This is a genomic window from Planktothrix sp. PCC 11201 (assembly GCF_900009135.1).
GTDB lineage: Bacteria > Cyanobacteriota > Cyanobacteriia > Cyanobacteriales > Microcoleaceae > Planktothrix.
Genome location: NZ_LT797701.1, coordinates 264,896 through 288,830 on the forward strand (window position 1 = coordinate 264,896; position 23,935 = coordinate 288,830).

Here is a 23,935-nt window from a genome sequence, read left to right on the forward strand (position 1 = left end):
TGGTAAACTACAAATCTTTTACGGGAACTTACAACAGTGTTTCGTAGACACTACATGAGCGGTTACCCACGTTTGGTTTTTATTCCAAATGAAAATAATGAATAAGGTTAATGCTACCATGTCCTACCTCACTTTCCTGATTCGCGGCATCACATCCGTTGAACCCGCTCCCCTGTCCCCGTCTGGCTCTTTCCCCCCACAACGTCGATTTACGCCCCTACGTCCCCTTCGCCATTGGCTAGAAAGCATTAAAATCCAAGACCCCCAATTAGCCCACCGTTTGTGTCAACTGATTCCGGCTCAATGTCCATTTGAACGAAATATTACAGTCGGGGGTCGTGTTTTGTTTCATATTCCACCTTTGTGTAAACTCAATCCTTTTTATGAAGAATTAGTCTATCTCCGGTTTCAGGCATTATGTTATTTGGCGGATGAATGTGGAGAAGATATTTCGGCTTATTGCTAGAATAGTTGACGGTTGATGATTCAAAGTTAACCGTCAACCCCCGATTTATTTTTCGACCAACCATTGACCGGAAAAAATGCTTTTAACCCCTAGGGAAATACGCTGTAAATCTTCTTGTAATAACGGAGGCCATTCAATGCCTCGATTCCGACCCGCGGCAAATTGTTGCTGACTTTCTATAACTAACTGATGTAAGGCTAAGACTAAAATTTTCTCAAAGTTTGAATTGTCTTTTAAGGTATCATAAGCAATTTTTAAGGATAATAAAATAGAGGTGACTTGACCGGGAATCGGGGGTTGGCCCTGTTTCAAACGAATTAAAAAAGCATCGGGGTTTTTTTGGGTTTCTAATGCCATGCCTTGGTCAATTAAAAAATTATAGGCTGTTTTGTAGTCCATTGCAATTAATTTGTGAAGTTGTCTACAGTCAAATTCTATAGCAATAAAGCCTAATTTAACCACAAAGACACGAAGACACAAAGAAGTTGTAAACCATCACTTGCCTATTGATATAATAGGGGATAGGCAACAGTATTTTATTTCATAAAATGATTATAAAAGTAAAATTGGGGATTGGAGATGAGAACTATAATTTCCTTGGATTTTGACGGTAGATTCAGCTAAACGTAAGGTTAAAGATAGACGTACTTGACCACTAATATTACAGATAGAGCGATGGATTAAATCATCGGTAAAAAAGATAAATTCTCCGGGTTTTAGAGTTACGGGTAAAGCGGATTTTTCGATTTCTGATTTGACTTCAAAAAAAGGATTTCCACTAAAGGGATCATTCATTTTTATAGGACATAAATTATGATATTTTTTAGGTAAATATTCAAACCCATTTCCGGCATTAACTTCGGTTAAGGCAATATAAATATGTATGGTTTTTCCAGTTTTAGTTAATAACTGAGGATATTGATCTTGATGCCAAAGGGGAATTAATTGTTTTGCGGGATAATTAGCCCATAATTCTGAACGCCAAAGAAAGGGAGATTCGCCTAAATATTCCCTGGCTTTTTGGAGTAAATAGGGATTTTTACAAAGTTCTAAAATTACGGGAGAATCTAGGTGTCTTTCCATATTAAATTGTCGTTTATAGCCTTGAATTAATAGTAATATTAATGATCCAAAATCTCTTTTTTTTATAAATTGATAACTATTAGAAAATACATGAATCGGAGAACGGGGTAAAACCGTTGTAAAGATCTGTTTTTGAATCTCTTGGAGTTCAGTTTCTGTTAAATTTAAAGAATAGGGCCCCCAGATTCCATCCTCTGAATTATAAGTAGTTGGATTTTGGGAAATGGGGTTAGATAGTCCTGTCCAGAATAAACTTTTTTGACATAATTCCTGGGATAAATGATCATTTTGTGCCAGGTCGGTTAAGGGCATGGGTTGAAAATTCAGATTTAAAAATTGACCATTAATTAATTTATATTCGGGGGTTGTTAAAAATTTAATCAGATTCCGACTCACTTTTTGGGGAGAGTTTCCCACTCTTAAAATTTGGCTTAAACGATGGGATAAACTAATATTTGACCGGACAAAACCGGGATGCACAGCGTTAACTCTGACGGAGGTTTGATTTAAGCTATTTTCTAGCAGATGTCGCATGAATAATAATAAACAAACCTTAGAATCTGCATAGAGTTTGAGAAAGTTCAAGGGGGTTTTTTGTATCCATAATTTCCATCCTAGATTTTTTGACCATAACGCCATATCTGAAGCGATGAATAAAATTTGACTAGATTTTGAAGTTTTGAGTCTGTCTAATAGTAAATAAGTTAGTAAAAAATGCCCTAAATAATTAGTTCCCCAAATTAATTCAAATCCTTCTTGAGTGGTTCCAGATTGATTAAAAATTCCGGCATTATTAATTAATATATTTAAAGAAAGTTGACGTTCTAAGAATAAATTAACACAGGTACGAATTGAATCGAAAGAGGCTAAATCTAAAGGTAAAAATTCAACTTTTCCTTGATTTGTTTGTGCTATAATATAATTAATTGCTTGCTGGGCTTTTCGTTCGGAACGACAGGCAATAAAAACATGATTTCCCTGTTTGGCGAGTTCTAAGGCTGTCATTAAACCGATTCCAGAACTTCCTCCGGTAACTAGACAAATTTGTGGGTTCATATTATTTTAATTGAACAAAAATAACGACAAGAGACGGGCTTTAATTCAACACAAATAATAACAATAGAGACGCGCCGTGGCACGTCTCTACGGGCAGTTTATGGCAGGTTTATTCTATTCCCATTCAATGGTTCCAGGGGGTTTAGAAGTAATATCATAAACGACTCGATTCACGCCCCGAACTTCATTCACAATCCGATTAGAAATTAATTCTAATAAGTCATAGGGAACCCGTGACCAATCGGCGGTCATTCCATCTTCACTACTCACAAATCGTAGGACAATAGGATAGGCATAGGTACGATGATCTCCCATGACTCCCACACTTCGCACCGGAAGTAATACGGCAAAAGCTTGCCAATAATCGTGATAAACCCCACGTCTATTGATTTCTTCTCGGACAATTAAATCCGCATCTCGCAGGATATTTAACTTCTCCGCCGTGACTTCTCCTAATATCCGAATGGCTAAACCCGGGCCGGGAAAAGGATGACGTCGGACAATTTCTTCGGGTAAACCAATCGAACGTCCGACTTTTCTGACTTCATCTTTAAACAGTTTTCTCAGGGGTTCTACTAATTTAAACCGTAAATCTTTGGGTAATCCCCCCACATTATGATGACTTTTAATTTTAACTGCCACCCGTTCCCCACTTTTCGGGTCAACATTGGTATCGGCGGACTCAATTACATCAGGATATAAGGTACCTTGAGCTAAATAATCAAAGGGCCCTAAACGCACGGATTCTTCTTCAAAAACCCGAATAAATTCCGCACCAATTCGTTTGCGTTTTTCTTCCGGGTCGGTAATTCCTTCGAGTTGTTTTAAAAACCGTTCCCGAGCGTTTACATACTCAACGGGAATGTGAAATTGTTCATGGAATAGTTTAACTAATCGTTCCGGTTCTAGCTTGCGCATAAACCCTTGATCGATAAACATACAGGTTAACTTATCACCGATGGCACGGTGCAGTAAAAACGCTAAAGTTGAAGAATCAACGCCTCCAGAAAGGGCTAATAAAACCCGTTTATCCCCCACTTGGTTCCGAATTTCTCGAATAGATTCCTCTACAAAAGCTTCCGTTGTCCAGGTAGGATGACAGCGACAAATATGATAAACAAAATTCCGAATTAGGGCTTGACCGCCAATAGAATGAACGACTTCGGGATGGAATTGTACCCCATATAATTTTTGCTCGTGGTCAGCAATTGCCGCACAGGGGGTATTCTCGGTATGGGCTAAAATCTCAAATCCCTTGGGTAACTGGGTGCAAGAGTCGGCGTGACTCATCCACATGGTCGCCCCCTGTTCCACGTTGGTTAGCAGGTCGGTGGGGTCATCAATGTGCAGGGAGGCTTTGCCATATTCGGCCCGTTTAGCCCGTTCTACCGTGCCTCCTAGCTGTTTGACCATTAGCTGCATTCCGTAGCACACCCCAAAAACGGGAATTCCTAACTCCCAGAGTTTCGGGTCACATTCGGGGGCCCCGTCATCATAGACGGAATTGGGGCCACCGGAAAGGATAATGCCTTTGGGGTCGAGTTCCTTGAGTTTTTCGGCGGTGGTGCGGTAGGAAATGACTTCGGAATAAACCTCGGTTTCCCGAATGCGACGGGCGATTAACTCGGAATATTGGGAACCGAAATCGAGAATAACGATCATTTGTCGGTTCAATTTTTCACCGGTCGTATCGGTATTTTCGGTTGGAGTTGGGGTTTGAGTCTGAGGAGACATATTGAGTTTAATGGGTTTTAATTTTAATTGTCAACCAAGGATAAACCTGATTGTTGTATCCGATTAGAATAACAAATTTACCCCAAAATTATATCAGCATTTTCACTTTTAATGATAATTTTACGCTGGCGGTCGAACATTACCGAACCAACCTTGATATTTTTTTCACAATGGGTGTAAATATAGTTCTGGGATCGTTGATCAATCGTCTTTGCTATTTCTCCATATACCCGACTGACCCAATTTTCCCCTTTGATTGCATCTAATTCTCGCAAATATTGTAAAGCATCCTCGGCCGTTGAACAATTAAAAATTCTTTGTAGATCGAAGGTGGGTAATCCTAAGTTAGCACAATAGGCGGTTAATATTTCTAATCGTCCATCGGCAATATGATGATGGGTATGGAAAATTCCTCCGGCTAATTTGATGAGTTTACCATGATAACCAAATAATAAGATTGACTTAACTTCTGCTAGGGCGGCACAGACTAACATCGGCCCTAACCAATTGGCAGTTTTAATCATGCGTTGAGGAGAAATCCCCATTCTTGCAGCTAATTCTAATCCGTTTTCACCAATACAAAATACCAAAGAATCAAATTTTTTTGCTTTTTCTTGGAGTTGAATTTTATATTGTTCTAATTGCTCTGGAACCGTTAAGGGTTGAGAAATTCCTGTGGTTCCCAGTAAAGATAATCCTTCAACTATGCCAAAAGCTGCGTTAGAAGTTCGGGTTGCTAGTCGTTTTCCTTGGGGTAAAATAAAGGTAATTAAAATAGATTTGTTGGGAGGTAATATTTTCTCAATATTGGCTAATAATAAAGTTTTAGCATAACGATAGATTGCTGTTTGTCCGGTCTTTTGATCATGACCAATTCCTTCTCCTCCTTTAATAAAAATAGTATCAGAAAGTTGATTGCCCCTGGCCCCCTCTTGGTAAGCGGTGGGGGGGAGTTCTGAACTATCCAACCATTCCACCATCGCCCAAATCGGAGTATTTCGGGTTAAATCTAAATTATCTCCAGGATCGGAACGGGTAATTGCTAAAGCAGAATTATCGGTTAAAATCGCTATTTGTTCAATCGGAATATTAGCGGTTTCCGCCGGATCAATTAAATCAATAGATACCTGTTCAATAGACTGATTTCTGGTTTTTAAATATTCCAAAGCCGCTACCGCCGCCGCGCAAGCAAAAACGGGTAGAGTATATCCAGAAAGAGGTTGATTTGTGGTCATATTTTGGCTGTTTACCGAATCTTTTCAGATTTTAGACCATTTTGAGAGCGGTTATCCTATAATTTAAACAAATTGGCTTGAAAAATTATGACAACTGATATTAACTGGGATAACTTATGTGCTGAACTCTCAGGAATTGAAATGATTACGGATCAAACTCAAGTTAAAAAACTATCCCAAGACTATTATCATTTTAGCCCAATTTTGCAACATGAACTCAAGGATAAAACCGGAGATATTGTGGTACGTCCCGCAACGGAAGCGGAAATTTTACAAGTGGCTAAAGTTTGTGTAAAATATAAAATTCCTCTCACGGTTCGGGGAGCGGGAACGGGAAATTATGGACAGTGTATTCCCTTGGAAGGAGGGGTGATTTTAGATATTTCTAAATTGAATAATATTAAGTGGATAAAACCCGGTTTAGCTTGTGTGGAACCGGGGGTAAAAATGGCAGCTTTTGATAAACAAGCACGGGAAATCGGCTGGGAATTACGCATGGTTCCTTCTACCTATCGTACCGCAACTATTGGCGGATTTATTGAGGGAGGAAGTGGGGGAATTGGTTCGATTAATTATGGACAATTACGCGATCGCGGTAACTTACAAGCCGCACGAGTAGTAACCCTAGAAGATGAACCTCGCATTATTGAATTAAGGGGAGATGACGTACAAAAAGTCAATCACGCCTATGGGACAAATGGGATTATTACGGAGTTAGAAATACCCCTAGCTCCCGTCTATCCTTGGACGGAAATAATTGTTACCTTTAATGATTTTATGACCTCGGCTCGGTTTGGTCAAGATTTAGCTTTATCCGATGGAATTATTAAAAAATTAATCTCCGTTTGTGCGTCTCCTATTCCGGCTTATTTTGCGGCTTTTAAAGATATAATTCCTACGGGAAAACCCGCAGCTTTGTTAATAGTATCGGAAACTAGCTTAGAACCATTCCAAGAATTAGTCAAGGAGTATCAGGGAGAAATTTGTTATCAAAAATCATCCCAAGAAACGGGGAAAGGAACAACAATAATAGAATATAGTTGGAACCATACTACCCTACACGCTCGCAGTGTTGATCCCTCTATTACCTATTTACAAACCCTCTTACCTGCGGATCGCAAATTAGAACTACTGGAACATCTCTATGATCATTTTGGGGATGAAGTGATGCAGCATTTAGAGTTTTTAAGACTACATGGAGAAATGCACCCCGCTTCTTTACAATTAGTGCGATTTACCACAGAGGAAAGGTTAAATGAAATTATTCGTTATCATGAAGAACGGGGGGCAATTATTTTTAATCCCCATACCTATATTTTAGAGGATGGAGGAATGAAAATGATTAATTTAGAACAATTACAATTTAAACAAAAAGTTGATCCCTATGGGTTATTAAATCCCGGAAAAATGAGAGCTTGGTTAGAAAGAGAAAAACATCTTTAACTACCAACTCCTAGAAATCGGGTTTCTCAATCAAAAATGTTGATTTCATCCCATAAATAAAGATTAGAAACCTGATTTCTGTTATGATTTATTTATCTTTAATTAACTCCATCGCTTGATTTAATATTTCTTCTTTGTTGGCTAACTTTTCTAATTCTTTAGCTTCATAAATTCCTTCCGAAACCTCTAGGGATGCTTGATCAATAGCGTTGAGATAAGCTTCTTCCATAGTTTCTATTAACTCTTGATAAATTTGATGCAATTTGATTGGTCGGGGTCGGCATCTTGCAGTTGTTCTTTTGCCCATTCTTGCAAGGTGAGAATAAAGGTTTGATCTAATTTATCGCTATTTTCTTCGAGTAAGCGATAGACAGCTTCAGGATTATCTCTATTCTCGGCAATTGCTTTTAGTATTTTGAGTAATAGTTGTAAGTAGGCGTCGTTCATGGTGAGGGTGGGTTGGGGTTGGGTCTGGCTGTTATTGATGATTATAATAGATTTAAGTGTCAACTTAAGGCTAAAAGCCTTGAAATAAATTTCAGGCTCAAAGCTAAAACCCGTTAAAACGGGTTAAGAAAGACCAGTTTTGAGTCATCTTTAGATGACTTTAGCTCTTAGCCCGAACTTTAGTTCCGGGCTTTTGGCGTTAAGTTGACGGACTTTGGGATATTGTTCCCCCAACCCAGAAACCGGGTTTCTGCATAAACTTTGTTTTTTAGTAAATAATTTCCAATAGAAACCCGGTTTCTCTATCTCCCACCCCAACCCCAGTTGAATTGGGTATAATTAAAAAATCTCTCAAACATCAGATGTTATGAATACCCTTAAATACAAGACAACTATTAAAAATGGTAAACTCGATTTACCCTCCCTCGATTTGCCAGAAGGAACTGTTATTGAGGCAATTTTATTAATTGGCAAATCAACTGAAACCGATGAAACAGATTATCTACTATCTACAGAAGCTAATCGCCACCATCTAAAAGAAGCTGTAGAATCACTTAAACATCCTGAGAACTATATTTATGTCGATATTCTGAGTAACCCCATAGCTTCAAACCGATGAAACTTCCCAACGGTGACAAAGCCCAACTAGGAGACAAACTTGAGCGCTATTCCCTCAACTCCAAACATTCAAAAGGCAAACATAAAGCTCTCCTTTTTGAAAAACGACTTGGTATTACCCTAGCCAACAAAGAAATTTTGGAAAAAGCTTTACAGAAAGCTGCTATTGAAGGAGAGGCAGAACTTTACAAAGTTGATCAATATGGCACTCATTATGACCTAGTATTTTCACTTCTTACCGATTTTGGAGAATCTCTAGTTTTAAGCTGTTGGATCATCAAAACTACCGAAGATTTTCCCCGCCTGACCAATACTTATCCTATTGAATAACTAACTGATTATGAACGAAATTCAAGAATACGATCTGGTTGCTCTAACCGAAGATGCGATCGCTACCCACAAAGTCACCCATCAGCAAATTCTACTCCGTCGAGGGCAAATGGGAACAGTTTTGATGTCTTTTGATCAAAAAGCATTTTTAATTGACTTTACAGATCAAGAAGGTAATACCTTTGCAATGGAAACTATCGAAACCGTTAAACTTTTACGCCTTATTAATGAACCTGAATTGGTAGGGTGTTCCATCACAGCGCCCGCACCAATATAGCAATCTCAGGATACGCTATATGTAGCGTAATAATGAGTTAGCGATCTCGCTCGTAACTCAAACGAGATCGCTTTAACAGGACAACCTCTTAAAGTCCCCCAATTTTGGGGGATTTAGGGGGCAAATATTGCCGATTGAGAAATCTGTCTAAACCCTATACATTTCAAGCCATCTAGCCCCCTAGCCCCCAACATTGGGGGGAAAACAAATAATTAGCTATTATAATTGGTATGCGATCGCCTATTTTTGACACGCTATATATAGCCTGCTTGCGTAAGTCCTGAATCTGTGTTGGTTTAGCTGCTTAACAGCTTAGTGCATTAGAATTTTTTTAATTAACCATTCCTTGCCTTTATAGGGTGCATAACGTAAAGGTAAATCTAATAAAAATGTTTGTTTTAATACACTGCGATAATGGGAAAATCGATCAAAGGTGGTTTTTCCATGATAACTTCCTATTCCACTTTCTCCTACGCCACCAAAGGGTAAAGATTTTCCCCCAATTTGTAATACTGTATCATTAAAACAGAGGGTTCCTGATGATGTTTCTTGTAATATTCGGTTTTGTTTATTTTTATCATGAGAAAATAAATATAATGCTAAAGGTTTAGGACGACTGTTGATTTTGGCGATCGCTTCTCCTAAATCCTGATATTCTAAAATCGGTAAAATCGGCCCAAAAATTTCCTCCTGCATAATTAAGTCATCCCAGGAAATATTATCAATTAAAGTGGGAGCAATATATCGGGTTTCGGGGTTGGTTTTGCCTCCGGTAATAATATTACCCGCTTTTAATAATTGCTGTAATCGGTTAAAATGAAATTGATTAATAATCCGTGAATAATCGGGACTGGTTTCGGGGTTATCACCCAAAAAAGTTTTAATCCATTTTTGCAATGCCATAATTAATTCTGATTTTATTAGACAATTCACTAACAAATAATCGGGAGCGATACAGGTTTGACCGGCGTTAATTAATTTACCCCAAATAATTCGTTTTGCGGTATAATCTAATTGGATATCATCATCCACAATGCAGGGGCTTTTTCCGCCCAACTCTAGGGTGACGGGTGTTAAGTATTTGGCGGCGGCTTCCATGACAATTTGCCCGACTTTTGTTCCGCCTGTAAAGAAAATATGATCAAACTTTTCGGCTAATAATTCTTGACTAGTTTCTATTCCCCCTTCAACAACGGTAATATATTCAGAATCAAAATTTTTACTAATAATATCTTTAATGATTTTAGAGGTATTGACAGAAATTTCTGAAGGTTTTAAAATAGCACAATTCCCCGCCGCGATCGCCCCAATTAAAGGAGAAATCAAGAGTTGAAACGGATAATTCCAAGGGCCAATAATTAGGATAATTCCTAAAGGTTGGGGATAAATAAAGGTTGAGGCGGGAAGTTGACCCAAAGAGGCGGGAATTTTTTGGGGTTTAACCCAAGATTTGAGATGTTTAAGGGCATAATTGAGTTCAGCAACAGGGGAAAACTCAAAACATGATTCCAGGTCAGGACGGCATAAATCGGCTTTTATGGCGTTAATAATCGCTGTTTCATGGAATGCGATCGCCTGTTTCAAGCGCTGAAGTTGGGCGAGGCGAAACTGGATATCCTGGGTTTGTCCCGTGGCAAAAAAGTCTCGCTGTTGCTGGATTAAACCTTGAATTGCTGTTTTTTCACTCATTTTTGCTTTTCCAAAATTCCTTGATACCCTTTTATGGTACAACTTGATCTAGTAAAGTTATTGCAACTGAGGTCAAGCTGAGAATGGCAAATATTAAAGAAATTTTATATCTTGAAGTTCCCACTCCCGGCACTCAACAGGTTTGTACTTGGTTGCAAGAAAACTTTCAAGCGCCGAATGGGGAAAAATTGATCACCCCCGACGGGTTTCGGTTGCGATTCTCTCCCCAGCAGGAAAACAGCACAGAATGGAATGAATTTTCAACTTTTGTTTGGTCAGTTCAACGGACAACCTATTTAAAAGTTTTTCGCGTTGGTCAACCGCCTAAAATCCAAGAAAAACTATTTTTAAAGAATTTAAAAACCGAAATTAGAACCGCATTTCCCCATCAATATCCCGAACCTCCAGAGATTGATTTATCTCAACAATCCATTTTTGAAGGATTAGAAAAAGACTATCCCCTAACGGTTAAATACTTCAAAAAAATGCCTAATGGAGAATTTGATCTCCAACGGGTTTATTGGTGGGAAAAACGTTGGCGGGAAGGAGTCAGAAATCCCCAAACTCCGAAGCAAGTTATTTTTAAAACTGATGATTCCCAGACCAATGATTCCCCAAATTATGACTTAATTTATATCGGGGGTGCTTTAGGGGTGATTCATGCGGCGGTGATGGCAAGATTAGGCTATAAAGTTTTATTAATTGAACGGTTGCCTTTTGGTCGTATGAACCGAGAATGGAATATTTCTCGCAGTGAGTTAAAAAGTTTAATTGATTTAAAATTATTTACCCCGACGGAAATTGAAAGTTTCATCGCCCGAGAATATAAAGATGGATTTCATAAGTTTTTTGATGCTTATAATCCTAAAATTGCTCAAGCTGAAATTCTCCATACCCCCAGGGTTTTAAATGTTGCCTTAGATGCTGAAGTTTTATTAAAATTATCCGGGGAAAAACTCACACAAGCTGGGGGAGAAATTTGGGATGAAACGGAGTTTTTACAAGCCAATATTAATCCCGATCAAGTTACTATTAAATCCCTTCATATTCCCGGCCAAACTGAACGCACCGCCACGGGACGGCTATTAATTGATGCCATGGGAACAGCGTCCCCCATTGCTTGGCAATTGAACGGAGGACGGGCTTTTGATAGCGTCTGTCCGACGGTGGGGGCGGTAATTGATGGCGGGTTTGAACCGGGGGTTTGGGATGCCACCTATGGGGATGTTTTAAATAGTCACGGGGATATTTCTAGGGGTAGACAGTTAATTTGGGAACTGTTTCCCGGGGCGGGCAATGAGTTAACATTTTATCTGTTTCACTATCATCAAGTGAATCCTAAAAACCCAGGTTCTCTGTTAGAAATGTATGAGGATTTTTTCACTATTTTACCCGAATATCGTCGCTGCGATATGGATAAATTAGTTTGGAAAAAACCGACCTTTGGTTATATTCCGGGGCATTTTAGTAATGGCAGTCGCGATCGCAAAATTAGTGTCGATCGGTTAATTTTAATTGGGGATGCTGCCTCTTTACAATCTCCCTTAGTCTTTACCGGATTTGGGTCTTTAGTGCGGAATTTATCTCGATTAACGGACTTATTAAATACGGCTTTAAAACATGATTTATTAACCGCAGATTCCCTAGATCAAATTCGGGCGTATCAAACTAATATTTCTGTAACTTGGTTATTTTCTAAAGGGATGATGGTGCCCATGGGGAAATATTTACCCCCGCAAAAAATTAACTCCATTTTAAATACTTTTTTTGGGGTTTTAGCCACGGAATCTCAAGAAATTGCCGAAACCTTTATTAAAGATCGAACAACTTGGTGGATTTTTACAAAGTTAGCTCTAAAAGCGGCCTGGATAAACCCTTTATTATTAGTTTGGATCTTAGACTTTGTAACTGTCGGAGAAGTTTTTAGGTGGCTGAAGAACTTTATTCAATTTATGGTGTTATCTATTATTAGTTTCCTTTGCGGTTGGCTTCCTAATTTCAGTCGCAAAATTCAACCCTGGTTAGAACCACGTTATCCTAAACTTTGGATGTGGTTATTAACAACAAGTTATGCTTTAACCGATGGGATGGGAAAACCTCAAACGCCATATTTTAAAACCTAAAAACTCAATTTATCTCAATTTCAGGGTAAAATTCTAGCGCACCAATAATAGATTTATCCCGTTTAAAGCCGAGGTTTAGATAAAATCACTAAATGTTTGCTACAGAGCATTTATCATTTGGTGGCTAATAAATTTTCCTATTCCCCATTGCCTCTTGTAGCATTATTTTTTTGCAATTTCATGTAATTTTACATAAATTCATGTTATGGGAAAAAACATTAATAAACATTAAGAATATTAACAAGACATCGCTTTTTTCTATTAAATAGAGGGATGAATTTTTTTCCCAACCAGAGACCCAGATATGTACCTAACCAAAGAAAAACTTCAACATATCAATACGATCGCCCATGAAGGTAAAGTAGTAGTAGTTTCTACCGATACCGACGGCAAAATTTGGTACACCATCAAACAAGACGGCTTTGAAGACAGCTACCTGAACATACCCCCTGAGCAAAGAACGGGCTGGGAAGGTTGGCAACAGTTAGAATTACCCAATGAAGATGATGATCAGTCGGTCATCGACCAAGAAACCGCAGAATTAACCGATGTGGCTAATGTGGGTAATTTTGTTCTGCGTTCTCGCTACAAAACCTTTGACCAAACGGCGGTGAATCCTGTACAACTGGTTTCAGCTTCGGGTCACGTCTATATATTCCGTCAATCTAAAACCAATACCCTCCTGTGCGATCGCTTTGTCTTAGATGGCATGACCAATAAGCTCAATCGTAAGCTAGAAGTCCGGTTTAAGCGCAGTCGCCAGAAGCACGAAGCCAGTAAAAACATGAAGAAGGGGGCTAGTGGACTCACTAATATTGACACCCTGGACTTCCGTGATATCAACGGTAACTTTTTCTACGAACCCACCACCGAATTAAGTATAGTCAATAACCTGCAAAACGGTTGGTTTTCCGTTGTCTTAGTTCCCACTATCGAAAATGATGTCCATCGCTGGCATATTTTTGCCTACAACAGCCAAACTAAGAAAGTGGAATTAACCACACTTTTGATGTCAGAAGAAGGGCTGTTTGATGTGCAAGATTACACCGTTTTTGAAGAATCAAATGATAATCGGATTCCTCGTAGCCTTCCGGGGATTATTAAACGCACTTTAGAGTTAGGAACTCTGACTGTTGTTAACGGTTTAACCGCTACGAAATACGATGTACAACGGGAACAGCAAACCGAAGACGGGATGCAGTTATTACGCGATAGTACCAAAGTCATGTTAGCTATTCCCACTAATACGGGGAATGTAGCCGCGTTCAGTTTCGCGGTGGCTGGAGATGGAACATTATCGCAAATTGCTCCGACCGCTACCGAAAAAATTTGGCGTAATACCGCTCGTCAAGTGTTATTACCCTTAAACACCTTAGATAACGTCAAAATTATTGGCACAACCACACCCCCTCCCCAGGGACAAATTACTCGTTTAGAACAGGGAGAAGAAGATGCAGTCAATGTCGTTTCCTCAACGGTGACTAATCTGGATGCCACGAAAATTAACCAAGTTAAAATTAGTGGCACTCGTCATTACAATAGTTTCCAACAAGGTATCACCAAAATTGATAATAATGTCTTTGAAGTCACTCCCCCAAGTCCAGTATTAGGGAACTGGGAAGTCATCCCCGAAGAACAAACCGGGTTAATTTTTAATGGTGCAGTTACCGCTTGTGAAACCACCAGTACCGGGAAATTAAGAATTACCGCCTTAAATCACGGTTTAAATACTGGGGAAGGTGTACAGGTTGTCGATACCAGAGATTATAACGGCACTTACATTGTCAAGAAAATTGATGATAAAACCTTCAGCCTAGAAGATATTAAATGGCAAACCGGAACCGCCGTTAACCTGAAAATGCAATCGCAAAAACGGCGAGGTTTGGTGTTAGATGGGGTAGATGATTATGTGCAACTTCCCCCCGAAAGTATGCCCATTGGCAATGAAATTACTGTTAGTTTTTGGGCAAAAGGGGGAAATTCTCTACCCAAACAAAATTCGGTTATTTATGCCACTGGTGCTAATAATGAGCGAGTTTTAAACATTCATTTCCCTTGGAGCGACGGCACAATTCACTTTGATTGTGGAGGGGATACCAGTGGGTTTGATCGGATATCTAAAGCTGCCCAACCTGCGGAGTATAAAGATCAATGGGTTCACTGGGCATTTACCAAAAATGCCAAAACCGGAGAAATGAAAGTCTATCGCAATGGCACACTCTGGCATAGTGGGACGGGCTTGAAAAGAACTCTGCCCAAAACCGCGATCTTACATTTAGGAAAAATTGCCCCAGAGAACAATTTTTACTACGATGGCACGGTGTCGGAACTCTGTATCTGGAAAGTCGCTCGTACAGAAGCACAGATCCGAGATACCATGTACCTGCAAATGACGGGTAAAGAAGTCGGTTTAATGGGTTACTGGCGATTGGGTGCGGTTGTCGAAGAAGGGAAAGATCGTCAAGTCCTCGATTTTTCTGTGAATAACAATGATGGCATTGTTTATGGCGGTGCTTATGTGAGTGCGGTGTCCCTATCTCGTAACATACCAGGGACAACAACTCCCGCGTTCAAATACGAAAATGAGGAACTTTTTGCGGTTTCTGAAGGGGCGACTTACACAGAAGAATTTGAGTTTAAAGTCACTCCGACAGTAAACCCTAATAATGTTGATGGAGCCAATGGCAAGATTTTTGCGATTACCTACAAAGGCAAAAATAATCGCAGTTCTTTAGACTGGATTAATATTACGCCCAGTGCTACCGAATTTATCGATATTGGAGGCGGATGGTATCAAGCTAAATGTCGTTTTGTTGTTCCTGATGGTGTGTCTTTAGTCCGCTCTTTTGGGATTGGTAATCTCAAAGGCACTTGGACGACTTTAGATATTCGCAAACAAAGCATTCAGTTAATATCTGATGTCATTACCGAAGCCCGATACACCGATACAGTTAACTTGACAACTTTGGCGGATAATCAATCATCCTTGGAAGGGAAAGTAACCCTATTAGAAGTCAAAGAGCAACAAGAAGGAAGTTTAATAGTCGAAAAACGGGATATAGAAAGCAAACTTGCCGCGATTATTGCTCAAGAACAAATTTCCGCCACCCAACTTCCTCAATTAATTAGTGCGAAACAAACGGAAATCACAAACCAACAAAGTCTGATCAGTAGTTTACAAAATCAACTGAATCAATGCCAGACGAATTACCAAACTGAAGTTAACAACTTGTTTAACTACTGGTGTAAAATTCTCGTTCGAGACTGGGGTGAACAATGGACGGTCTTTTTAGATCGTGACACTAAAATATTACGCGCTAGTGATAAGATCGCTGACCAAGCCATTGACTTGAAATTTGAAGCTGTAGCCCCCGGTTACTATCGTATTGTTAGTTCCTACGAGAATCGACTTCTCAAATTTCCTCCCCAACAACAGCCAATTATAGGGGATCTCAATGCTGACCCTAACTCGGCGATTTACCATTGGAAATTGGAGAAAAATACTGATGGTTACTGGAGTCTTCGGAGTCGGGAAAACAATACTATGGTTGCTGACTTTTCCAATGGGAGTTACGACTACCGGATTGTGAGTTGGCCAGCTTATTATTCATGGCGACAAGAGTGGAAAATTGTCAGTCTCGGCCGAGTCAGCAATAATAATATTGCCAATGCTCAACAAGCTTTGAACAATAAAAGCATTGAGTTACAACGAGCGCAAGAAAAGTTAACTCAGTTGCAAAATGAACTGAAAATCCTACAAACCCCTACCACTGACCTCGCGGCACAGAAGACCGCACTGCAAACTCGTCTGCAACAGGTTATCGCTCTAGTTACCGCCATTCAGACGGAGATCAACACCTTAAACAATGACTTTCTCAATGCTGTGAGAACAGTTCAGCAAACGCCCCAAACTATGCCCCAAATTGCCAAAGATGCTAAGGGTTTGGTGACACAAGGAGCATTATTAGGCTTTGTACGTCCAGCTAGTGGACTTAATGCCCTGGAAACCTGCGAAGGCAATGTGCAATTGAGTTACTTTGACAAACAAGGACGGATGCGGCGCACTAACTATGATGCCACAGCCGACAGCCTGAATACGGCTTTTGAGCAGTGGATTCCTAACTCTCAACGCCCCTGCTTGAACTTTAGTAATGACAACAGCGTGGTTAAGTTAAATCAACCCCTGTCTCTGACTCAAGACTGGAGCATTGAAACTTGGTTCTGTTATCCTTTACCCGCAACAGCAGAATGGAATACTCTGATCCGAGGGCAAAATACAGATCAGCACATTGTCGTCAGTCGTAGCAAAAAGTTAGGGATTTACCTGACCAATGACCCCCTGAAACAATACTTCTACGACTGTGGTTTCAGTATGGGAGCATTATCCACAGGTTGGCATCATCTTACCGTTGTTGGTGAAGGAGACACGACCCGCTTCTACATTGATGGTAAGGAAGTGGGCGATATCAAAGCTAAAGCCCTATTAGATGCTCAGGTTAATCTCAGTGTTGATCCCAATAATGCCACACTCAAGCAAAAGCTAGAAGATATCAAACAAGCCATCTTAAAACCCATCGGTGATGTTTATGCGATCGGGAATAATCATCTTTCTCCTCAAAAACCCATTGACTATGGGGTGGTGAATTTTGATGGGGTCAATGATTATGTGGCACTTCCGTCTACAAGTATCCCCATCAGCAATGAAATCACGGTTAGTTTTTGGGCAAAAGGGGGAGTTTCCCTCCCGAAAATGACTTCGATTATTTGTGCCACTAATGCTAGTAATCAGACAGTTTTGAACATCCATTTTCCTTGGAGCGATGGTGTCATTTACTTTGATTGTGGAGCGGATACCACTGGGGCTGATCGAATCTCCAAAGCTGCCCAAACCACCGAGTATAAAGGGGTATGGGTTCACTGGGCCTTTACCAAAAATGCCACGACCGGAGAAATGAAAATCTATCGCAATGGCACACTCTGGCATAGTGGGACTGGGATGAAAAAACCTCTGACCAAAGCCGAGATCTGCCATTTAGGAAAATATGTCAGTGCTAACTATTGCTACGATGGCACGGTGTCGGATTTCCGCATTTGGAATAAAGCTCGTACCGACATAGAAATTCAGGCGGATATGAGACAGCGACTAACTGGCAAAGAACCGAACTTAGTTGCCTATTATCCCTTGAATAAGATCGAAAGTGGCAAAGTTTTAGACTTAGTGACTAATAATTATGCCACTGTGTTTGAAGCCACCAATGTTACGGATCAAACCCTCCCTCTCACCCCCATGCCCCAAGGCGAACAATTTGGTAAAGTCGCAGAAGTCCGTATTTGGGGAATAGTTCTCAGTGATGAGGAAATTGAAGCAAATAGTCGAACTATCCTCAGTGGGAATGAATCAGGATTATTGGCTTACTATCCCCTCAATGAAGCCAACGGAACAGAAATTCGGGATAATTCAGGTAACGGCAAAAACGGGACGCTGACTAACCCCATTTGGTGGGCTTGTGTGGCTCCCATTGGTGAACTGAGTTATCTCAAACCTAGTAATCTGGTGACGAAATTTGATGGAGCCAACGGTCACATCTCGTTACCTACGATGAACATTAATTACGCACAAGGATTTAGCCTAGAAGTCTGGGTGCGTTACAACAGCTTTAAAAATTGGTCGAGAATCGTCGATTTTGGGAATGGAGCTCCTGCAGATAATATTCTCTTGCTTAATCCAGGCACGGGTAATACACTGCTGTTCCAGATCCATCGGGGAACTTCTCCCCAGAATATACAAGTTGCTGGTTTCCTAGACCTGGGAAAATGGACACACATTGCTGTCACCCAAGATCCTTCTGGTAATACGAAAATTTACAAGAATGGTCAGTTAGTCCAATCAGGCACTTGTCAACTTCCCAATAGTCTTAACCGCACAATTAATTACATCGGACGGAGTAACTGGACAGGTGATGCCTATTTTGACGGGCAAATGGCTGAATTTCGCTTGTGGAACAAAGCCCGTACCGAAGTCGAAATTAAGGCGGATTTGAATAAACGTCTGACGGGTCAAGAGCCGGGTTTGGCAATCTATTTGCCTTTAGATGGCATAATTTCGACCAACAAAGTCTTAGATTACGTTGGCGCTAATGATGGCACTGTCACCGCCGCTACGATCGTCGAAGAAAGTAATACCCCCTGGGGAGGAATTAGCAGTTCTGTGGTGAGTGCAGAATATAGCACCATTGACATCGACCCAACGACGGGGCAAAAAACCGCGATGATGCGACGGTTGTTTGCGGCTCCGACTCTCAACGGGGTCAACCTATTATCTGACAAACCCCTGGAAACCTTGGAATTAAAATGGATTGGTAATGCCCAATTTGCTCCCACTTTGCTCGGTTATATCGAAGGAGCGCCCCCCGTACCCAGTGAAAACCTCACCTTAGCGGATGATTATAACGGTGCAACTTCAGTGGAATTAACCATGACTGAAGATGTGGAGTTTAAGTGGACGCGAAACCAAGAAGCTGGTGGCGGTTCTAAGGCCGAATTGTTTTTAGGTGGCGATAGCGAAATGGAGATGGGGATGGGAATTATCCAAAAAGTAGGAGGTATGCGTTTCGGTTTCAAAGGTGAGTTAGAGACAACCTACAAAGCCCAAAACGAAAGTAGTATTACCTCTAGCTCATCCCAGAGTATGACCGATAAACTGGAATTGCGCGGTACATTTGAAGACGATCCCAAATTCCCCCATTTAGGCAATCGATTTATTCCCAAAAATATCGGCTATGCGTTGGTGGTTTCAGCATTGGCAGATGTGTTTGTCAGCCGACTGGCTCGCAGTAAGAAAATGGTGGGCTACCAAGTGCTTCCTGTAGATGGCATTCCCCCAGATGTCAACACCATCACCTTTTTGATGAATCCGGCTTATACGATGAATGGCAGTTTGGATGGTATGACGGGAAGCTCTGCCACCAGCAATCGCTTCTTTAAGCACGTTCCCGAAATGCGGGCGCAGTATGGTTCTCTCTATCCTGCCAGTTACTATCGTTTGCAAGAAGCTTACGAAATCAAACGCCAAATCGAAGCGGAGGACAAGCGCAGGGAATCTTACTTCAATAACTTTAATGTGCGCTTTATTGATGAAATTTCTTTGAATCGGGACATCAACAGTGGCGATGCACCCACCACTATTGGAGTTCAACGGGAAGAAAACAAACCGACTATCGAAGCAACTGCGGAGCAACAAACTGCACAGGCTGAAGAATTTAAAGCTCAAACTGGGGCAGCTTCTCAGGAAACCAGTGCCGCTGCCAAGGTTAAACAGGCAGAAATCCAAAGTAAAATTACCGACCAGAATAAACAAGTACACGCAATGGCAAGTCTTGAGGGCTGGCAGCAAAACATGGAAAATATCCAAGTTCGCTCTGGGAAACGCAACATTGTCAACACCTACGTTTGGGATGCTGACGGTGGACTGCGAACTGAAGCTCAAAGTTTTGCCAATACCGTCGAACATACCATTGGTGGATCGTTTGAGATGACTGCCTCGTTAGGATTGGAAAAGAAAGGTAGCATTTTTAGTTTGGCTTCAGAATTAACCGCCCAAGTCACCGTTAACCTAACTCAAACCATGAGTAAAACCCAATCTCGCAGCAAGGGTTTTCAGTTGAATATCGACTTGAGTGGCATGGAAAATAAAGGGGTGACGGACTACAATGATAACCCCATTATTCCAGGGGAAAAGGTTGACCGTTATCGGTTTATGAGTTTCTATCTCGAATCGAGTACGCAACATTTCCAAGACTTCTTTAATTATGTGGTTGACCCTGAATGGTTACGCAGTAATGATGAGGAAGCCCGGGCTCTGCGTCAAACTCAAGCCGGAAAACCCAATAAAACCTGGCGGGTGTTGCACCGGGTGACTTATGTGGAACGTCCGGCGCTGATGGGCTTTGGCCGGGATGTGCGTCAGTTTAAAGTTCGGGATGAAAATGTGGGAATTGGTAAGGTCATTGTTGATGTTGCCAATTTACAACAGAAGGTTGATCAAATTCTGGAATGGATTAGCTCACAACCAAAGTAATCAACTAAAGTGAGAAGATGGCGATCGCTTGCTAATTTTATCAGGGGCGATCGCTTTTTTATCAAACAGGGAAGCCAGAGAACAAAAAAACCTAAATCTAGGTGCTAAACAGCTTAACTAACCTTAACGGCCGAAGGAGTATATTCTGCCACTAATTTCCGAAATTGTTCTCCCTCCAAAGTTTCAATTTCTAACAGTAATTCCACCAACTGATCAATTAACATTCGGTTTTCACGAACCAGTTTTCGGGCTTGTTCATAACACTCAAAAGCCAGATCTCGAATTAGATGATCAATTTGGGTAGCTACTTCCTCCGAATATTCCGATTGAGAGGGAAATCCTCGACCTAAAAATACTTCCGCCGAGGGACTTTCTAAAGCTACTAAACCTAACTCTGACATTCCATAACGAGTTACCATTTCCCGGGCTAAATTCGTCACCGTTTGAATATCATTACTGGCTCCAACCGTAACTTCCGAATCCCCAAAAACCTCCATTTCCGCCGCCCGTCCGCCCAAACAAATCGTAATTTGATCAATTAACCAGGATTTTGTATATAATCCACTATCGACCATTTCTTCATTAAACATTTGTTGAGCAAAACCGCCAATTCCTCCAGAACGGGGAATAATGGTAACTTTATTTAAAGGATCGGAATTCTTCAACAATGTCATTAACAAAGCGTGTCCGATTTCATGATAGGCAATCAGACGCTTTTTCTTACTATCTAATAACGGTGTTAAAGCTAACCCAATCGTAATCCGATCAATGGCATCATCAATTTCTAAAGGAGTAATCGCTTCCTTGCGACGTCGGGCGGTTAAAATCGCCGCTTCATTCAGTAAATTCGCTAAATCGGCCCCCGATAATCCCGGGGTGCGACGGGCGATCGCATCCAAAGAAACCTCCTCGGATAACTTCTTATTCCGAGCATGAACTTCCAAAATCCCCAAGCGGCCATTAAAACTCGGTAAATCCACCATTACCTGTCGATCAAATCTACCTGGACGTAATAACGCCGCATCCAGAACATCGGGGCGGTTAGTCGCCGCAATCACAATAATACCCGTATTGCCTTCAAACCCGTCCATTTCCGTTAATAATTGGTTTAGGGTTTGTTCGCGCTCATCATTTCCCCCACCAATACCTGCGCCCCGTTGACGTCCGACCGCATCAATTTCATCAATAAACACCAAACAAGGGGCATTTTCCTTCGCCTTTCTAAATAAATCCCTGACCCGGGAAGCCCCGACGCCGACGAACATTTCCACAAATTCCGACCCAGAAATACTAAAAAACGGTACTCCCGCCTCTCCAGCCACCGCCCGGGCTAAGAGGGTTTTTCCCGTCCCTGGCGGCCCAATTAACAAGACTCCCCGGGGAATTTTAGCCCCAATGGCGGTAAAACGTTCGGGTTGCTTCAAGAAGGTGACAACTTCCTGTAATTCTTCCTTAGCTTCCTCAATTCCCGCCACATCTTCAAATAGGATTCCGGTTTTCGCCTCCATTTGAAATCTGGCTTTGGATTTGCCAAAATTCATGGCTTGGCCCGAGGCTTGGGTAGACCGTCGCAGAATCATTAATAAAATAGCCAATAAGCCAAAAATAATCAGCATATTCACAATCAGCCCCATGGCCATGCTATTATCCGCCGAAGGGCTAACTCCATACTCAACATTATTATCCCGAATTTCCCGCATCAATTCTGGGTTTTGGGCAAATAGGGAGACAAAATACACCGACCCAGGCTTTTTATCTTTCTCCCCCTTCAAGGTGACTTTCGCCATTTGTCGCGAAGGGTCTTCTTCAATTTTTTGGACTTCCCCAGCTTGAATTTTCTGCAACAGTTGACTATAGGTTATGGTTTTTGGGGTGTTATCGGCAAAGGAGGGAGTTCCCAAAAGCACCCCCTGGGCGATGATCCAAGTCCCCAAAAGCCGTCCCAGTCGTTTTCCGATCTTCGTTTTCTGGGGGACTATCTGTTTAGGATTTGATCCTCCCATCCAGGTTTTGATCCAAGACCTATTCATTCTACCTTTTCCCGTTGCTACGCTCATTTCTATCTAGTTTAACGCTCCGATGGGGAAATTATGGCTGAAGTCGTCAGAATTCAAGAGTTGAGCGACTAGCTAACCATAAATTATTATAAATTTTTAGCAATAATAACCTGATTTCTGCCATTTTCTTTTGCTTGATAAAGGGCTTGATCAATGGCGATTAATAGGGAATCTAATTTTCCAGTATATTCTTGATTAAACGTTCCTACACCCAAACTAATTGTATAGTAAATTAATCTATTATTGGCGGGGTTTTCCTCCACGGTAGCTCGCAGTCTATTCGCCACCAGGAATGATTCCTGAATATCTGTATTGGGTAACAAAATTAGAAATTCTTCCCCACCCCAACGACTAAGAATATCTTCTGACCGAAGGTTTTGTTTTAGTATTGTGGTCAGGTGTTGCAAAACCAAATCACCCCGATCATGGCCATAGGTATCATTAATTAATTTGAAGCGATCAACATCAAGCATAATCAGAGAAAAGGGGATTTTACTTCGATTAAATTTGGCTATTTCCTGATCTAAACACTGTTGCATTGCCCTACGATTGAATGCGTTTGTCAAAAAATCGAGAGTCGCTAATTGATGAATTTGATGGTACAAACGTTGACAAATCATCATAATAAAACCCGCATTTCGCAGGTAGTCAAACAAAAACATAGACCCAAATGTGGTTAGATTAACCACATTTGGGTCTAGTAAGGCTTTTGTATGAGTTAGGGGAATCATAATAGCTCTAAAGAGCAAAAAAATTATATTAAAAACAAATGAAATGCAAATAAAAATAGATGACGCATAGAGATATCTTTCTCGGAATTTGATTAAAAAATAAATAGCCCAAAAATAAGCAGTGATAGATGTAAAAATTATACCCATATTTCGGATAATAAAATCATTTTTAATATAGATAGAATAAAATTGGATCACTAAGGAGGCAGAGGTTAAAGCAATAAAAAAAAAGGAATTAACTTTTTTATTTAAAAATTGTATAATCCCAATAGTGTAAAGAATTTGAGAGGATATAAGCAATAAATTTGACAAAAATTTAAGATTAAATTCAATGAATTGATCAGATATAAAGGGACAAATCGGAATAATCAAAAATCCGATTGCTGATAACAAAGTTCCGATAGCATAAATCCCGACCCCTGGATATTTATTGGCTAGAAAAAAGAAGTAAATTAAGGTAATTGATTGTAGAATTAATGAGGCACTTACCATCACGGACATTGTGGAAATATCAAGACCCATAAAACAATTCCAAAATTAATAGTTTAAAAAGGTATTTATTAAGACAG

General features: G+C 40.6%; 16 protein-coding genes. 7 read left to right on the forward strand and 9 right to left on the reverse strand.

All coding sequences use genetic code 11. The annotated features are described in order from the left end of the window. The first annotated feature begins 97 nt into the window (after positions 1-97). A complete protein-coding gene (locus tag PL11201_RS11455; protein WP_144017731.1) occupies positions 98-466 on the forward strand; it encodes a Mo-dependent nitrogenase C-terminal domain-containing protein in 369 nt (122 codons plus the stop codon). A 45-nt stretch (positions 467-511) separates the two neighbouring features. Here the strand turns inward: PL11201_RS11455 and PL11201_RS11460 are convergent, their stop codons facing one another. The 4 genes from PL11201_RS11460 to cbiD all read right to left on the reverse strand — a co-directional run bounded on the left by PL11201_RS11460 (position 512) and on the right by cbiD (position 5,574). Then, a complete protein-coding gene (locus tag PL11201_RS11460; RefSeq protein WP_079679565.1) occupies positions 512-865 on the reverse strand; it encodes a Dethiobiotin synthetase in 354 nt (117 codons plus the stop codon). 153 nt (positions 866-1,018) lie between these two features. Continuing rightward, complete coding sequence (locus PL11201_RS11465; RefSeq protein WP_079678793.1) at positions 1,019-2,605, reverse strand: SDR family NAD(P)-dependent oxidoreductase; 1,587 nt, start codon at positions 2,603-2,605, stop codon at positions 1,019-1,021. 114 nt (positions 2,606-2,719) lie between these two features. Beyond that, complete coding sequence (guaA, locus tag PL11201_RS11470; protein WP_079678794.1) at positions 2,720-4,339, reverse strand: glutamine-hydrolyzing GMP synthase; 1,620 nt, start codon at positions 4,337-4,339, stop codon at positions 2,720-2,722. A gap of 77 nt (positions 4,340-4,416) precedes the next feature. Further along, on the reverse strand, positions 4,417-5,574 hold the full coding sequence (gene cbiD, locus PL11201_RS11475) for a cobalt-precorrin-5B (C(1))-methyltransferase CbiD (protein WP_079678795.1): 1,158 nt from the start codon (positions 5,572-5,574) through the stop codon (positions 4,417-4,419). Positions 5,575-5,661: 87 nt separating this feature from the next. Between cbiD and PL11201_RS11480 the strand changes: the two genes are divergently transcribed. Beyond that, positions 5,662-7,017: an FAD-binding oxidoreductase gene (locus PL11201_RS11480; protein WP_079678796.1), complete on the forward strand. Its 1,356-nt coding sequence runs from the start codon at positions 5,662-5,664 to the stop codon at positions 7,015-7,017. Positions 7,018-7,105: 88 nt separating this feature from the next. Here PL11201_RS11480 and PL11201_RS27060 read toward each other — a convergent pair whose 3' ends face one another. Together PL11201_RS27060 and PL11201_RS11485 are read right to left on the reverse strand one after the other, a co-directional pair. Further along, complete coding sequence (locus PL11201_RS27060; RefSeq protein ID WP_234996669.1) at positions 7,106-7,246, reverse strand: hypothetical protein; 141 nt, start codon at positions 7,244-7,246, stop codon at positions 7,106-7,108. A gap of 8 nt (positions 7,247-7,254) precedes the next feature. Continuing rightward, positions 7,255-7,464 (reverse strand): hypothetical protein, encoded by a 210-nt coding sequence (locus PL11201_RS11485; RefSeq protein ID WP_144017732.1) that lies wholly within the window; start codon positions 7,462-7,464, stop codon positions 7,255-7,257. Between the two features lie 367 nt (positions 7,465-7,831). Between PL11201_RS11485 and PL11201_RS11490 the strand changes: the two genes are divergently transcribed. From PL11201_RS11490 to PL11201_RS11500, 3 genes are read left to right on the forward strand one after another with little or no spacing between them, the layout of a single operon-like run. Continuing rightward, entirely contained in the window at positions 7,832-8,083 is a 252-nt protein-coding gene (locus PL11201_RS11490) for a hypothetical protein (protein ID WP_079678799.1), read from the forward strand. Continuing rightward, the gene (locus tag PL11201_RS11495; RefSeq protein ID WP_079678801.1) at positions 8,080-8,412 is read left to right on the forward strand and encodes a DUF6883 domain-containing protein; all 333 of its coding nucleotides are present in this window, start codon (positions 8,080-8,082) and stop codon (positions 8,410-8,412) included. The genes PL11201_RS11490 and PL11201_RS11495 overlap by 4 nt, the downstream gene beginning before the upstream one ends. Positions 8,413-8,422: 10 nt before the next feature. Beyond that, positions 8,423-8,689 carry a DUF4926 domain-containing protein gene (locus PL11201_RS11500; RefSeq protein ID WP_079678803.1) on the forward strand — a complete coding sequence of 89 codons (267 nt, stop codon included), beginning with the start codon at positions 8,423-8,425 and terminating at the stop codon, positions 8,687-8,689. Positions 8,690-9,001: 312 nt separating this feature from the next. Here PL11201_RS11500 and PL11201_RS11505 read toward each other — a convergent pair whose 3' ends face one another. Further along, complete coding sequence (locus tag PL11201_RS11505; protein WP_255377626.1) at positions 9,002-10,420, reverse strand: aldehyde dehydrogenase; 1,419 nt, start codon at positions 10,418-10,420, stop codon at positions 9,002-9,004. A 50-nt stretch (positions 10,421-10,470) separates the two neighbouring features. Between PL11201_RS11505 and PL11201_RS11510 the strand changes: the two genes are divergently transcribed. Continuing rightward, positions 10,471-12,501 carry a flavin-dependent dehydrogenase gene (locus PL11201_RS11510; RefSeq protein WP_079679566.1) on the forward strand — a complete coding sequence of 677 codons (2,031 nt, stop codon included), beginning with the start codon at positions 10,471-10,473 and terminating at the stop codon, positions 12,499-12,501. Positions 12,502-12,805: 304 nt separating this feature from the next. Beyond that, positions 12,806-20,578 carry a LamG-like jellyroll fold domain-containing protein gene (locus PL11201_RS11515; protein WP_079678807.1) on the forward strand — a complete coding sequence of 2,591 codons (7,773 nt, stop codon included), beginning with the start codon at positions 12,806-12,808 and terminating at the stop codon, positions 20,576-20,578. A 113-nt stretch (positions 20,579-20,691) separates the two neighbouring features. Here PL11201_RS11515 and ftsH read toward each other — a convergent pair whose 3' ends face one another. Together ftsH and PL11201_RS11525 are read right to left on the reverse strand one after the other, a co-directional pair. Continuing rightward, complete coding sequence (ftsH, locus tag PL11201_RS11520) at positions 20,692-22,581, reverse strand: ATP-dependent zinc metalloprotease FtsH (RefSeq protein ID WP_079679567.1); 1,890 nt, start codon at positions 22,579-22,581, stop codon at positions 20,692-20,694. Positions 22,582-22,721: 140 nt separating this feature from the next. Beyond that, on the reverse strand, positions 22,722-23,888 hold the full coding sequence (locus tag PL11201_RS11525; protein ID WP_200816754.1) for a GGDEF domain-containing protein: 1,167 nt from the start codon (positions 23,886-23,888) through the stop codon (positions 22,722-22,724). Between the last annotated feature and the right edge of the window lie 47 nt (positions 23,889-23,935).

Coding starts and splice junctions, on each gene's coding strand:
- PL11201_RS11480 (WP_079678796.1), top strand. CDS start 5,662: ATGACAACTGATATTAACTGGGATAACTTATGTGCTGAACTCTCAGGA.
- PL11201_RS11495 (WP_079678801.1), top strand. CDS start 8,080: ATGAAACTTCCCAACGGTGACAAAGCCCAACTAGGAGACAAACTTGAG.
- ftsH (WP_079679567.1), bottom strand. CDS start 22,581: ATGGGAGGATCAAATCCTAAACAGATAGTCCCCCAGAAAACGAAGATC.
- cbiD (WP_079678795.1), bottom strand. CDS start 5,574: ATGACCACAAATCAACCTCTTTCTGGATATACTCTACCCGTTTTTGCT.
- PL11201_RS11490 (WP_079678799.1), top strand. CDS start 7,832: ATGAATACCCTTAAATACAAGACAACTATTAAAAATGGTAAACTCGAT.
- guaA (WP_079678794.1), bottom strand. CDS start 4,339: ATGTCTCCTCAGACTCAAACCCCAACTCCAACCGAAAATACCGATACG.
- PL11201_RS11515 (WP_079678807.1), top strand. CDS start 12,806: ATGTACCTAACCAAAGAAAAACTTCAACATATCAATACGATCGCCCAT.
- PL11201_RS11460 (WP_079679565.1), bottom strand. CDS start 865: ATGGACTACAAAACAGCCTATAATTTTTTAATTGACCAAGGCATGGCA.
- PL11201_RS11485 (WP_144017732.1), bottom strand. CDS start 7,464: ATGAACGACGCCTACTTACAACTATTACTCAAAATACTAAAAGCAATT.
- PL11201_RS11455 (WP_144017731.1), top strand. CDS start 98: ATGAATAAGGTTAATGCTACCATGTCCTACCTCACTTTCCTGATTCGC.
- PL11201_RS11525 (WP_200816754.1), bottom strand. CDS start 23,888: ATGGGTCTTGATATTTCCACAATGTCCGTGATGGTAAGTGCCTCATTA.
- PL11201_RS27060 (WP_234996669.1), bottom strand. CDS start 7,246: ATGGAAGAAGCTTATCTCAACGCTATTGATCAAGCATCCCTAGAGGTT.
- PL11201_RS11500 (WP_079678803.1), top strand. CDS start 8,423: ATGAACGAAATTCAAGAATACGATCTGGTTGCTCTAACCGAAGATGCG.
- PL11201_RS11465 (WP_079678793.1), bottom strand. CDS start 2,605: ATGAACCCACAAATTTGTCTAGTTACCGGAGGAAGTTCTGGAATCGGT.